This window comes from Longispora albida DSM 44784 (assembly GCF_000379825.1).
Lineage (GTDB): Bacteria > Actinomycetota > Actinomycetes > Mycobacteriales > Micromonosporaceae > Longispora > Longispora albida.
The window spans coordinates 30,324-43,396 of the sequence record NZ_KB903833.1; the positions used below are offsets into that span (position 1 = coordinate 30,324).

At 70.7% G+C, this 13,073-nt stretch carries 11 protein-coding genes; 9 read left to right on the forward strand and 2 right to left on the reverse strand.

Annotated elements, in window-relative coordinates; translation table 11 throughout:
• Window positions 1-11: 11 nt before the first annotated feature.
• A complete protein-coding gene (locus A3G1_RS0117795; protein ID WP_026212248.1) occupies window positions 12-407 on the reverse strand; it encodes a RidA family protein in 396 nt (131 codons plus the stop codon).
• Between the two features lie 693 nt (window positions 408-1,100).
• Here A3G1_RS0117795 and A3G1_RS35385 point away from each other — a divergent pair.
• From A3G1_RS35385 to fabG, 3 genes are read left to right on the forward strand one after another with little or no spacing between them, the layout of a single operon-like run.
• Window positions 1,101-6,290, forward strand: coding sequence for a non-ribosomal peptide synthetase (locus A3G1_RS35385; protein WP_018350831.1), 5,190 nt, complete (start codon window positions 1,101-1,103; stop codon window positions 6,288-6,290).
• Window positions 6,287-6,730 carry a 3-hydroxyacyl-ACP dehydratase FabZ family protein gene (locus A3G1_RS0117805; RefSeq protein WP_018350832.1) on the forward strand — a complete coding sequence of 148 codons (444 nt, stop codon included), beginning with the start codon at window positions 6,287-6,289 and terminating at the stop codon, window positions 6,728-6,730. The genes A3G1_RS35385 and A3G1_RS0117805 overlap by 4 nt, the downstream gene beginning before the upstream one ends.
• On the forward strand, window positions 6,727-7,473 hold the full coding sequence (gene fabG, locus A3G1_RS0117810; RefSeq protein ID WP_018350833.1) for a 3-oxoacyl-ACP reductase FabG: 747 nt from the start codon (window positions 6,727-6,729) through the stop codon (window positions 7,471-7,473). The genes A3G1_RS0117805 and fabG overlap by 4 nt, the downstream gene beginning before the upstream one ends.
• 86 nt (window positions 7,474-7,559) lie before the next feature.
• Here the strand turns inward: fabG and A3G1_RS0117815 are convergent, their stop codons facing one another.
• Window positions 7,560-7,910 carry a hypothetical protein gene (locus A3G1_RS0117815; protein ID WP_018350834.1) on the reverse strand — a complete coding sequence of 117 codons (351 nt, stop codon included), beginning with the start codon at window positions 7,908-7,910 and terminating at the stop codon, window positions 7,560-7,562.
• Between the two features lie 250 nt (window positions 7,911-8,160).
• Between A3G1_RS0117815 and A3G1_RS0117820 the strand changes: the two genes are divergently transcribed.
• From A3G1_RS0117820 to A3G1_RS0117845, 6 genes are all read left to right on the forward strand, one after another.
• Complete coding sequence (locus A3G1_RS0117820) at window positions 8,161-9,117, forward strand: beta-ketoacyl-ACP synthase III (RefSeq protein ID WP_018350835.1); 957 nt, start codon at window positions 8,161-8,163, stop codon at window positions 9,115-9,117.
• A 24-nt stretch (window positions 9,118-9,141) separates the two neighbouring features.
• Window positions 9,142-9,387: an acyl carrier protein gene (locus A3G1_RS35390; protein ID WP_018350836.1), complete on the forward strand. Its 246-nt coding sequence runs from the start codon at window positions 9,142-9,144 to the stop codon at window positions 9,385-9,387.
• A gap of 4 nt (window positions 9,388-9,391) precedes the next feature.
• Window positions 9,392-10,750, forward strand: coding sequence for a condensation domain-containing protein (locus A3G1_RS0117830; RefSeq protein ID WP_018350837.1), 1,359 nt, complete (start codon window positions 9,392-9,394; stop codon window positions 10,748-10,750).
• 99 nt (window positions 10,751-10,849) lie between these two features.
• Window positions 10,850-11,815, forward strand: a complete 966-nt coding sequence (gene sbnA, locus A3G1_RS0117835; RefSeq protein WP_211216350.1) for a 2,3-diaminopropionate biosynthesis protein SbnA — start codon at window positions 10,850-10,852, stop codon at window positions 11,813-11,815.
• Window positions 11,815-12,822 carry a 2,3-diaminopropionate biosynthesis protein SbnB gene (gene sbnB, locus A3G1_RS0117840; protein WP_018350839.1) on the forward strand — a complete coding sequence of 336 codons (1,008 nt, stop codon included), beginning with the start codon at window positions 11,815-11,817 and terminating at the stop codon, window positions 12,820-12,822. Before sbnA ends, sbnB begins: the two co-directional genes overlap by 1 nt.
• Window positions 12,823-12,839: 17 nt before the next feature.
• Window positions 12,840-13,046, forward strand: a complete 207-nt coding sequence (locus A3G1_RS0117845; protein WP_018350840.1) for an MbtH family protein — start codon at window positions 12,840-12,842, stop codon at window positions 13,044-13,046.
• The last annotated feature ends 27 nt before the right edge of the window (window positions 13,047-13,073 follow it).

Sequence of the window (13,073 nt, forward strand, 5' to 3'; positions counted from 1 at the left end):
ACCTCTGTGGTCTACGCAGGTACTACGGCGAAGGCCTCGATCTCCAGCAGGAACTCCGGGCGGAACAGCGCTGCCACCTGCACTGCCGAGCTGGCCGGTGGGCGGGCGGTGTCGATCACCGCGTCCCGGGCCGCGCGGATGGCTGGCAGGTGGGCCACGTCCGTGACGAAGTACGTCAGTTTCACGACGTCGGCGAAGGTCGCGCCCGCCGCAGCCAGGCACAGCCGCAGGTTCTCGAAGACCTGCTCGGCCTGCGCCGCCGGGTCATCCAGCCCGACGACCTTCCCTTCCCCGTCGACGGAGATCTGTCCTGAGATGGCGACGAACCGCCCCGTGCCCCAGACGACGTGACTGTATCCGTTACCTGGTGCGACACCATCCGGCGCCGCGATATGCGTCAAGGTCATCCAGCAATTGTGCTAGCCAGCACCCCAAGCAACCACAGCAACCACAAGGGCTCTCACCGCAACCACATCAGGCTCTAATCCCAGCCACATCGGCCTCTAACCCCAGCCACTTCGGGTTCTAACTCCAGCTACTTCGGGCCCTAACCCCATCCACAACGTGCCCTAACCCCATCCACAACGTGCCCTAACCCCATCCACAACCGGGCTGACCGTGAAGCGCCGGCACCCACCGCTCGGGTAACGGCGCCCGGGCACGGGTTGGGCAGGCTGGCCGCGGTTCGCTTTGTGCGGAGGCCCCCTGGGGCCGGAGCACAAAGGGAACCTGCCGTAGCGGCCAGCCTGCCCAACCCCGGCTAGCAACCTTCCAGGGTGACCACGCTGGTCCAACCAGGAGAAGCACCCCGGCAGCAACCACAGAGGGTTGTTCCAGGGCGGACCAAACGCTCGTCTAACCGGGAGAAGACCGAGGGTTCTTCCAGGATGACCACAGACCGGGCTGACCGCGAGAAGTCCCTCGGCCAGCGACCACTCACCGGTGTAGCAGCCTCCAGCACAGCCCCTCTACCCAGCTCCAGCCCCGGGCTGCACGCAAATATAGGTGTCGTATAGCGGCCGTTCCTACCGTCCAGCCTGACAGAGGTGTGTCCCGACGAGGCTGGAGCTCGCGATGTCCGAAGACAGGATGGCTGGCCCATGAGTCTGCTGCACGAGCTCGTTGCCGAGCAGGCCGGGCGGAGTCCGCTGGCCACGGCCATCGCCTGGGAGCACGGCACGCTGGCCTATGCCGAGCTGGACCGCCGGGCCAACCATCTGGCCCGTGAGCTGATCGCCCGGGGCGCTGGCCCTGAGTCGCTGGTCGGCGTGCGGATGCGCCGTGGCCCGGAGCTGGTGGTGGCGCTGCTGGGCGTGTGGAAGGCCGGGGCGGCGTACGTGCCGCTCGATCCGGAGCACCCGGCTGACCGGCTGCGCTGGGTTCTGGAGGACACGGGTGCCGAGCTGGTCGTCACCGAGGCTGATCTGGTGGCTGACCTCAGCGAGGTGACGCCGATCCTGGTCACGCACGAGCAGGCTGACGCCGTGGCGAACACGGCCCGGGGCGGCAACGCGGCGTACGCGATCTACACCTCGGGTTCGACCGGCCGGCCCAAGGGCGTGGTCGTGCCGCACGACGCGATCGCCAACCGGGTGCTGTGGGCGGTGGAGCGGCACGGTCTGTCCGAGAAGGACAGTGTGCTCCAGAAGACGGCGCTGACGTTCGACGCCGCGTGCTGGGAGTTCTTCGGGCCGCTGATCAGCGGCGGTACGGTCGTCCTCGCGCCTGCCGGTGCCGAGCGCGACCCGGCGATGATGGTCGAGTCCGTGATCCGGCACGGTGTCACGGTGCTCCAGGGCGTGCCGTCGGTGTTCCGGCTGCTGGCCGAGGAGCCGGCCTGGCGGGACTGCGTCTCGCTCCGGCTGCTGTTCTCCGCTGGTGAGCCGCTGCACGCCGAGCTGGGCCGCAAGCTCACCGAGGGTTTGAAGGCCGAGCTGTGGAACACGTACGGGCCGACCGAGTGCGCGATCGACGTGACGGCCGGTGCCTTCGACCCGGTGCAGGAAGCGGGGCCGGTGCCGATCGGCAAGCCCATCACCAACGTGCGGATCCTGGTGCTCGACGCCGATGGCGAGCCCGTCCCGATCGGCGTGCCCGGTGAGCTGCACGCGGGCGGGCGCAACGTCGGCCGGGGGTACCTGGGCCGCCCGGACCTGACCGCCGAGAAGTTCGTGCCCGACCCGTACGGCGCGCCCGGTGCCCGGCTGTACCGCACGGGTGACCAGGTGCGCTGGCGCCCGGACGGCACGCTGGAGTACCTGGGCCGGATCGACCAGCAGGTGAAGATCAACGGGGTGCGGATCGAGCCGGGTGAGATCGAGGCTGCCCTGGTCGCCCACCCGGAGGTCAGCGCCGCTGTCGTCGTCCCGTTCGAGGTGAACGGCGTGAAGCGGCTCGCGGCGTACATTGTGGACAGTGTCCCGGCCGGCCTGCGTGAGTTCCTGGCTGACCGGCTGCCGGAGGCGCTGATCCCGTCGGCCTTCGTGGCGCTCGACGCCTTCCCGCTGACCACGAGCGGCAAGGTCGACCGGGCGGCTTTGCCGGCTCCGGAGATCGAGCAGGAGCGGGTGCTGCCCCGGACGCCGGCCGAGCGGCTGGTGGCCGGGATCTGGGCCGAGCTGCTCGGGGTGGCCGAGGTCGGCGTACACGATGATTTCTTTGCTCTTGGCGGGTCTTCGCTCGTCCTGACCCGGCTGGGCAGGCGGCTGCGTGAGGCGTCGGGCGGTGAGGTGCAGCTGCGCTCGCTGTTCACAGCGACCACTGTGGAGCGGCAGGCCGCGCTGCTGGCGGCGGCCACCGAGACGGCCCCCGCGATCGTGCCCGTGCCCAGGGACGGCGAGCTGCCGCTGTCGTTCACGCAGGAGCGGCTGTGGTTCCTGGACCGGATGGACCCGGGCAGCAAGGAATGGGTCACGCCCGTGCTGCTCAAGCTCGACGCGGCACTCGACCCGGGCACTGTCCGGCGCGGCCTGGAGGCGCTCGCCGCGCGGCACGAGTCGCTGCGCACGCGCTACCCGGTCCGCGACGGCGCCGCGGCGCAGGTCATCGAGGCGACTCCCCAGGTCGACCTGCGCGTCACCGACACGGCACCCGACGGCCTCGGTGAGGTCTTCGCCGCCCAGCTCGAACGCGGCTTCGACCTCGCAGGCGGCCCGGTGTGGCGCGCGCTGCTGGCCCGGGTACCCGGCGAGCAGCAGCACCTGCTGATCACGATCCACCACATCGCCTCGGACGGCTGGTCGACCGCCGTCCTCGAACGCGAGCTGCGCGCGCTGTGGGCAGGCGAGGACCTGGCCCCGATGCCCGTGCAGTTCGCCGACTTCGCGGCCTGGGAGCGTGGCTGGCTCACCGAGGAACGCCTCGCCGCCGGGCTCACGTACTGGCGGGACACCCTCGCGGGGTTCCGCCCGCTGGAACTGAGCGCCGACCGGCCCCGCCCGGCCGAGCGCGACCCGTCGGGCGCGACGGCCGCGGTGGTGATCCCGGCCGAGCTGGCGGCGCGGCTCGGTGAGCTGGGCCGGCAGCACGGTACGACGCCGTTCATGACGCTGCTGGCCGGGTACGCGGCGCTGCTGGCCCGGTACACGGGGCAGTGGGACACGGTGGTCGGCGCGCCGGTCGCGGGCCGGGACCGTCCCGAGACCCACGGCCTGATCGGCTGCCTGCTGAACACGCTCGCGCTGCGTACCGACCTCCAGGGCCTGACCTTCACCGGCGCGCTGGCCAAGGTGCGCGAGGTCTGCACGGGTGCGTTCGCGCACGCCGACGTGCCGTTCGAGCGCCTCGTCGAAGCCGTGCAGCCCGAGCGGGACATGTCCCGCACCCCGATCTACCAGGTCGCCTTCGACCTGCTCGACGCCGGGGCGACCAGCACGGCGGCGAGTGAGGCCGAGAGCGCCGCGTTCCAGCAGGCCTGGCGGGTGGCGAAGACCGACCTGACCCTGTTCCTGTGGCGCGCGGAGGACGGGTCGCTGACCGGTGCCTTCGAGTACGCGACCTCGCTCTTCGACGCGGGCACGATCGAGGCGCTGTCGGCGCACTTCACGCAGTTCCTCGCGGCGGTCGCCGCCCAGCCCGACGCGCTGCTGGCCACTGTGGACTATCTCGCGGACGAGGAGAAGGCGCTGCTCCGGCCGGAGATCGCCGACCTCGGCCCGGGTGTGTCCCTGCCACAGCTCTTCGAGGAGCAGGTCGCCGAGTCGCCCGAAGCCCCGGCTGTCGTCTTCGACGAGGACATCCTGTCCTACGCGGAACTGAACGAGCAGGCCAACCGCCTCGCGCACCTGCTGAGGGCCCGGGGCGCGGCGCCGGAACAGCTCGTCGGCGTCTGCCTCGAACGCGGCCCCGACCTGGTGCCGGCCCTGCTCGGCATCCTCAAGTCCGGCGCTGGCTACCTGCCGATCGAGCCGGGCCTGCCCGACGACCGGATCGCCTTCATGCTCTCCGACGCCCAGGCCCGGCTCCTGGTCACCGACGAGGCGATGGCCACCCGGCTCGGCACGCTCTTCGAGGGCGAGCTGATCGTCCTGGGCGCGGAGGAAGGACAGAGCACAGCCAATCCGGTACCGGTCACGCTGCCCGGCCACCTCGCCTACGCCGTCTACACCTCGGGCTCGACCGGCCGGCCGAAGGGCGTCGTGGCCACGCACGGCAACGTGTCGCGGTTCATGGCGGCGGCCGACGCCCGGTACGGGTTCACGGCCGAGGACGTGTGGACGATGTTCCACTCCTTCGCCTTCGACGTGTCGGTGTGGGAGATGTTCGGCGCGCTGCTCTACGGCGGCACGCTCGTCGTGGTGCCCCGCGCGGCCACGCAGTCCCCGGAGGACCTGCTGGAGCTGCTGTACGACCACCAGGTCACCATCCTGCACCAGACCCCGTCCGGTTTCCGTGGCGTGACCGGCCTGGCCCGCGACGGACATCCCAAGGCCGCCCACCTCGCCCTCCGCAAGGTGATCCTCGCCGGAGAGAAGCCGGAGCTGACCGAGCTGGCGCAGTGGGCTTCGCAGCGCGGGCTCGACCGGCCGGAGCTGTTCAACATGTACGGCATCACCGAGACCACAGTGGAGAGCACGACGCACCGGCTCACCGAGGCCGACCTGGCCCCGGGCCGCAACCCGGTCGGGTACCCCTTCACCGGCGTCTCCGTCGTGCTGCTCGACGCCGAGGGCCAGCTCGTGCCGCACGGCGTGCCCGGCGAGGTGTACCTGGGCGGGCACGGTGTCGCGCGCGGCTACCTCAACCGGCCCGACCTGACGGCCGAGCGGTTCGTGCCCGGCCCGGACGGCACGCGGCTGTACCGCAGCGGTGACCTCGCCAAACGCAACGCCGACGGCTCGCTGGAGTTCCTGGGCCGGATCGACGAGCAGGTGAAGTTCCGCGGGTACCGGATCGAGCTGGGCGAGGTCACAGCCGTCCTCGCCGAGCATCCAGCCGTCCGCGAAGCCGTCGTCGTGATCCGTGACGAGGCCCTGGTCGCGTACTACGTCGCCGCCGAGCCGATTCCCGTCGCCGAGCTGGCCGACCTGTGCACCCGGCACCTCGCCGAGTACATGGTGCCGTCGGCGTTCGTCGCGCTCGACCGGATGCCACTGGCCGCGACCGGCAAGCTCGACCGCAAGGCGCTGCCGGCCCCAGGCCGGTCGGCCCAGCTCGCTGGGGAGTTCGTCGCGCCCCGCAACGTCGTCGAGGAACGGGTCGCGGAGATCTGGCAGGAGCTGCTCGGTACCGCCCCCGGCGTGTTCGACAACTTCTTCCGGGTCGGCGGGCACTCGCTGCTCGCCGTGCGGCTGTCCAGCGCGCTCGGCGAGGAGTTCGACCTGGAGGTGAGCGTGCGCGACGTGTTCGACCACGCCACGGTCGCCGCCCAGGCCGCGCTCGTCGAGGACCGCATCCGCGCCGAGTACGCCGAGGAGGAAGCAGCCCCGGAGCCGGAGTCGCTCGCCTCGGCGGCCATCCCGGTCGAGATCGTCCGGTCCTCGGCGTCCGGCGCGCTCGCCAGGGCCTCCGTGCCGGCCACCGATCCCGTGTTCGCCGGGCACTACCCGGGCTTCCCCCTGCTGCCCGGCGTGTACGTCCTCGAACTCGCGCACCGCGCGGCCGTCGCGGCCGGCCACGGGACGACGCTCGCCGAGATCGTCTCCTGCCGGTTCCTCGGGCCGGTCTCACCGGGTGACGAGCTGCTGATCGACGTGTCCCTCGTGGACGGCCAGCACTCCGTGAGCGTGACAGCCAGCGACAAGCCCGTGGCCGAGATGCTGCTGCGGTACGAGAAGGAGAACCCCGCATGATGCTCGGCGCTGAGGAGATCCAGCGGATCATCCCGCACCGGCCGCCGATGCTGCTGGTCGACGCGGTCACGGCCTGCGAGCCGGGCAAGTGGCTCACAGCCGAGCTGACCGTGCGCGGCGAGGCCCCGCTCCCCGGCTCGCTGCTCATCGAGTCCTGGGCGCAGGCCGCGCTGCTCCTCATCATGCGCGACGCCCCCAGCCCGGACGTGCTGGCGGGAATGGTCCCGGTGGCCGGGGCGCTCGAAGGGATCCGCTTCGGCCGGCCGGTCCGGCCCGGCGAGACGGTGGAGCACCGGATCAACCTGCTGCGGCTGCGCGGCGGCACAGCTTTCATCCAGGGCGGCAGCCGGGTAGGCGGCGACACCGTCCTGGACATCGACCGGATCGTCGCCGGGCTCCGGCCAGCGTCGGTCCTGCGTACCGTGGAGGAGAACCAGTGACAAGCGAGCAGCGCCCGGTGGCCATGATCACCGGCGGTTCCCGTGGCATCGGCCGCGCCGTCGTGACCCGGCTGGCCAGGGACGGCTACGACATCAGCTTCTGCTACGCCTCCAACGCCGAGGCGGGGGAGAAGGCGGCGGCCGAGGCGCGGGCCTTCGGCGGCCGGGTGCTCGCCCGGCAGGTCGACGTCGCGAACATGGCCGCTGTGCAGGAGTACGTGAAGGAGACCGAGACCGAGCTGGGCCGGATCGACGCGGTCGTCACGGTCGCCGGGATCATCCGGGACAAGCCGCTGGCGATGATGTCCGACGAGGACTGGGACTCGGTCATCCGGGTCAACCTCGACGGCACGTACAACGTGGTCCGGGCCGCGATCCGGCGGCTGATGAAGCGGCGGGCCGGCTCGATCGTCACGGTGTCCTCTGTGGCCGGGGTGTCGGGCAACGCGATGCAGACCAACTACTCGGCGTCCAAGGCCGGCATCATCGGCTTCACGAAGGCGCTGTCCAAGGAGGTCGGCCGGTACGGCATCCGGGCCAACGTCGTCGCACCCGGCTTCGTCGAGACCGACATGATCAACGGGCTGACCGACGAGTACGTCAAGGAGATGCTGGCCAGGGTCGCGCTCGGCCGGTTCGGCCGGTCCGACGAGATCGCCTCCGCCGTGGCGTTCCTGCTGTCGGCCGAGTCCTCGTACCTGACCGGCCAGGTGCTCACCGTCGACGGCGGCACCGCGATCTGACGCCTGTACCCAGAGGTACCCAGAAACGAGCCCCGGTCAGCCACATCTGACCGGGGCTCCCTGGCTTGTTCAGGGGTTCCTGAGTGTTACGCGGGCACCGAGATCACGGTGATCGAGGCGACGCCGTGGGTGGAACTGGAGACGCCCACGTACTGCGGCCACCAGACGCCCTCACAGGACGGTCCGCTGACCTTGGTGCCGTCGCTGACGAACGTCACCTGGATGGCCACGCAGCGGCCGTCCCTCTTCGTGTCGTACAGACGGCCGCCGATCGCGGTGCCGTCGGAGTTCTCGCACTGGTTGCCAACGAACTTGCCGTCGGCGGTCGTCACGGTCACGGGCACGCAGGTACCGGCCGCCTGGGCCGGGGTGGCGAGCATGAGGGTGCTGGCCGCAGCAGCAGCGATGGCGAGGGGAAGTGCGAGGATCTTTCGCATAGCGATAACTGTCCTCTCATGAGTGATCCAGGGCGGTTTTTCACCCTGGCGCATCCATGAACATCACGCCGATCTATGCGATTTCTATTTTCCCGGGTATCCGGCAGTTCCCTGCACCACCGAGGGTGTACCTGACTTCCACGGAAGGTGTACCTGGCTGCATGGCGGGTAGAGCAAAAATATAGTTCGCATCTTGACACTCCTCTTCAGTGGGCGGCGTGGGCCGCCGCCCAGTGAAGAGGGAGAGAAGATGCCCGAGGTATACGGCTCGACCGTCACAGGGCTGGGTGCCTACCGCCCCACGCGGCTGGTCACCAACGAGGAGATCGCCCAGCAGACCGACGCCAGCCCGGAATGGATCGAGGAGCGGACCGGGATCCGTACCCGGCACCACGCCTCGGCTGACGAGGACATGGTCACCATGTCGGCGGAGGCCGGCAAGAAGGCCATCGCCGCGGCCAACGTCGACCCGGACGAGATCGACCTGGTGATCCTGTCGACCGCCACCAGGCGCCAGCGGATGCCCGGGGCCGCCCCCCAGGTCGCGACGCGGATCGGCCTGCCCAACGCCGGAGCGTTCGACCTCAACGCCGTGTGCGCCGGCTTCACGTACGCGATGGCGATGGCCTCCAACGCCGTCCGGCTCGGCGAAGCCCGCAACGTGCTGATCGTCGGCGTGGAGCGCACCTCCGACTGGATCAACCCGGAGGACCCCGACACGTACGTCATCTTCGGTGACGGCGCGGGCGCTGCTGTCGTGTCGCGGTCGGAGAACAACGACATCGGCCCGGTGGCGTGGGGCAGCGACGGCGGACGGGCCAGGGTGCTCGGCACCGAGGAGTTCCCCGGCGGCAGGGAGTTCGTCACCATGGACGGCCCGCTGGTCTACAAGTGGTCCACGGCCAACATGCCGCGCGTGGCGAAGAAGGCCTGCGCGCTGTCCGGCGTCGAACTCTCCGATGTGGACTGGTTCGTGCCGCACCAGGCCAACCGGCGCATCATCGACACCCTGTCCCGGGTGCTGAAGTTCCCCGACGACCGGGTCGCCCGGGACGTCATCGACACCGGCAACACCTCGGCGGCCTCGGTGCCGCTCGCGCTGAGCCGGCTGCAGGAGAGCGGGCGGACCAAGCCCGGCGACCTGGTGCTCATCCTCGGCTTCGGCGCGGGCCTGACCTACGCCGGCCAGACCATCCGCATGCCATAACCACCACCCACGGAAGGAACCACCATGAACCACTCCGACGTTGCCGCAGAGGTCGAGCGGATGATCCGCGATCTGATGCCGAAGCTCGAGGGCCAGGAGATCAGCGAGGACTCGACGTTCGAGGACCTGGGCATGGACTCGCTCAACCGGGTCGACCTGCTGGCCGCGGCCGAGGGCCACTTCGACATCGAGGTGCCGGACGAGGAGGTCGCCAACTTCGTCCGGGTCTCCGACCTCACCGCGTTCATCGCCTCACTGCGCGTCGGCTGAGCCGGTGACTGGGGAGGTCCGCGCACTGTCGGCCGGGCAGCAGTCGCTGTGGCTGCTGTACAAGCTCGCGCCGGGCAGCGCCGCGTACAACGAGGCCAACGCCGTGCGGTTCACCCCGGCCCCGCGCACCGGTGAGCTGGCCAGGGCCGTGGCGGCCGTCGCGGAGCGGCACGACCTGCTCCGCTCGGTGTTCACGGACTCCGATGACGGTGCTGTCCGGGTGATCGGCGGCACGGAGCTGGTCACGCTGGAGATCAGCGATGTGCCGGAGGCCGCGGACGAGGAGCTGGCCGAGCTGGCCCGGCAGGCCGGTGCCCGGCCGCTGAGGCTGGAGGAGACCGGCCCCTTCCGTGCCGTGCTGTTCCGCCGGGCCGCCGACGCCGTGCTGGTGATCGCCACGCACCACATCGCGACCGACGCGCTGTCCCAGCGGCTGATCTGGCGGGACGTGATCGAGGCGTACCGCGCGTTCACGGCCGGAGAGCTTCCGCAGTGGCCGGACCTGCCCGCCACCTACGACGACTACGTCCGCAAGGAGCAGGAGCTGCTGGCCTCGGAGCGGCGGCTGCCGCTGGAGGAGTACTGGCAGCGGATCTGCTCCGGTGCCGTCGCCGCGGAGCTCCCGCCCGACCGGCCGCGCCCGGCCAGCCCGGCCTTCGCCGGCGCGACGGTCAGCCGGCAGGTACCGGCGGAGCTGGCAGCCCGGGTGGAGGCGACGGCGAAGGCGCTCGGTGTCACGCCGTTCACGGTGATGCTCGGCGCGTTCCAGGGCCTGCTGCACCGCTACACCGGCGGCGCGGACCTCACGATCGGCTGCCCGACGGCGCTGCGCCGGGGCCACAAGCTCCGCGACGTGGTCGGGCTGCTGGTCAACTCGATGGTGCTGCGCTCGCGCTACGAGCCGGGTACCACGTTCGCCGAGCTGATCACGGCGGCCGGCACGCAGCTCGCGGAGGGCGTGCCGCGCATCGGGTACCCGTACAGCCTGCTCAACGCGGCTCGCGGCTCCCGTGACCCGCTGTTCCGGATCGGTATCACGATGGTCAAGCCGCAGCACGGCGACACCCTGCCGTACCTGGGCGAGTCCGCTGAGCTGGCCGGCCACCACCTCTACGTGCTGGACCTCCCGCACATGGAGGGCCAGGCCGACCTGACCGTCGAGATCGCGCACATGCCGCGGTCGATGACGGTCATCTTCCGGTACGACACGGAACTGTTCGACCGGCCGGGCATCGAGCGGCTGCTCGGCCACTTCCTGCGGATGGTCTCGGCGGCCTGCGCCGACCTGACCGCGCGGGTCTCGCGAGTGTCCATGATGGACGACGCCGAGCGGGAACGCCTGCTCGCGCTGGGCGCTGGCTGACCGGTACCTCGATATAGAAGCCCTATAGCACGCCAGAACACCCTGCATCCGTTGGGTCTCCTAGAAAGGGAAGCCGTGGCCAATCGCAGCCTCAGTGGCATCCTCGCGACGGTCGGCAACACCCCGCTGGTGCGCCTGGAGAAGCTGTACCCGCGCTTCGACGTCCAGCTGCACGCGAAGCTGGAGCGGTTCAACCCGGGCGGCAGCATCAAGGACCGTTCGGCGCTGAGCATGCTGCTGGAGAAGATCCAGGCAGGCGAGCTGGTGCCGGGCCGGTCGGTCGTCGTGGAGTCCAGCTCCGGCAACCTGGCGATCGGCCTGGCGCAGATCTGCGGCTACTTCGGGATCCGGTTCATCTGCGTGGTGGACGCGAAGACCACGGCGCAGAACATCGCGATCCTCCGGGCGTACCAGGCGGAGATCGAGCTGGTCGATCACGGTGACCCGGTCACCGGCGAGTACCTGCCGGTCCGGCTCCAGCGGGTCAGGGACCTGGTGGCGAGCATCCCGCACGCCTACTCGCCGAACCAGTACGCGAACCCGCTCAACCCGAAGGCGCACCACCGCACCATGAGCGAGATCGCGGCGGCGCTGGACGGCAAGGTGGACTACCTGCTCGCCTCGACCAGTACCTTCGGCACGCTGCGCGGCTGCGCGGAGTACATCCGGGCCGAGGGCCTGGCCACGAAGGTGATCGCCGTCGACGCGGTCGGCAGCGCGATCTTCGGCCAGGAACCGGCCACCCGGCTGATCCCCGGCCACGGCGCCTCCGTCGTGCCGGCCCTGGCCGACCCGAGCCTCGCCGACGAGGTCGTGCACGTGACCGACCTGGAGTGCGTCGTCGCCTGCCGCCGCCTGGTGGTCCGGGAGGCGATCCTGGCCGGCGGCTCGACCGGTGCGGCCGTCGCCGCGCTGGAGAAGGTGATCGGCGGCTTCCCCGCCGGGTCCACCGTGGCGATGATCTGCGCCGACGGCGGGGACCGGTACCTGAACACCATCTACAACGACGAATGGGTCACCCGGCACTTCGGTGAGGTGTCCCACCTGTGGAAGGACCACGCGTAATGCTGATCGTCAACCAGGCGGCCGTGACCGCGATCCTGTCCGGCCGGGAGGCCGAGGTGATCGACCTGGTCCGTGACGCCTACCGGCTGCACGACGAGGGCCGGACCAGCGTGCCGCACTCGATCTTCCTCCGTTTCCCGGACAACGCCCGCAACCGGATCATCGGCCTGCCGGCCTACCTGGACGGCGAGGGCGGCACCGACCCGGTCGCCGGGATGAAGTGGATCTCGTCCTTCCCGGCGAACATCGACGCCGGCATCCAGCGGGCCAGCGCGGCGATCCTGCTGAACTCGCTGGCCACCGGCCACCCCGAGGCGCTGATCGAGGGCTCGGTCATCTCGGCGAAGCGCACCGCGGCCTCCGCTGCCCTGGCCGCGGCGCTGCTCACCGAGGACGACCGGCCGTCGGGCGTGACCCTGATCGGCTGCGGCGTGATCAACCAGGAGGTGCTCCGCTTCCTGGCCGTCGCGGTGCCGGGCCTGACCGAGATCACCGTGTACGACCACGACAGCGGCCGCGCGGGCACCTTCGCGATCAAGGCCGCCGAGCTGGTACCGGGCGCGAAGGTGACCGTGGCCGCCGAGGCCAAGGACGCCCTCGCCTCCCACCGGCTGGTCTCCATCGCGACCACGGCGGCCGAGCCGCACATGGACCTGTCGGCCCTGCCCGCCGAGAGCGTCGTGCTGCACGTGTCGCTGCGTGACCTCGACGTGGCGTCCATCGTGGACAGCGTCAACGTCGTGGACGACACCGACCACGCGGTCCGCGAGCGGACGTCGCTGCACCTCGCGGAGCAGCAGACCGGCGGCCGGGCCTTCGTGCACGCCACGATCGGCGCGCTGATCCGTGGTACGGCGGCCCTGCCGCCCCGCGACGGCCGGCACATCGTGTTCTCCCCGTTCGGGCTGGGCTGCCTGGACCTGGCGCTGGCCCGCGACGTGCGGACCGAGGCGGCTGGCCGTGGCCTGGGCGTCCGGGTGGACGACTTCCTCACCGCAGCGATCTGAGAAGGGACACAAGAGCCATGAGCGACGACCGTACCTACCGCGTGGTGCTCAACGACGAGGAGCAGTACTCGGTCTGGTGGACCGACCGTGACCTGCCGTCGGGCTGGCGCAACGAGGGCACCGAGGGCACCCGTGAGGCGTGCCTGGCCCGGATCAGCGAGATCTGGACCGACATGCGCCCGCTCAGCCTGCGCCAGCGGATGGCGGAGAACGCGAACGCGTGAGAAGGCACTGATCCGCTCGCCCGGCCG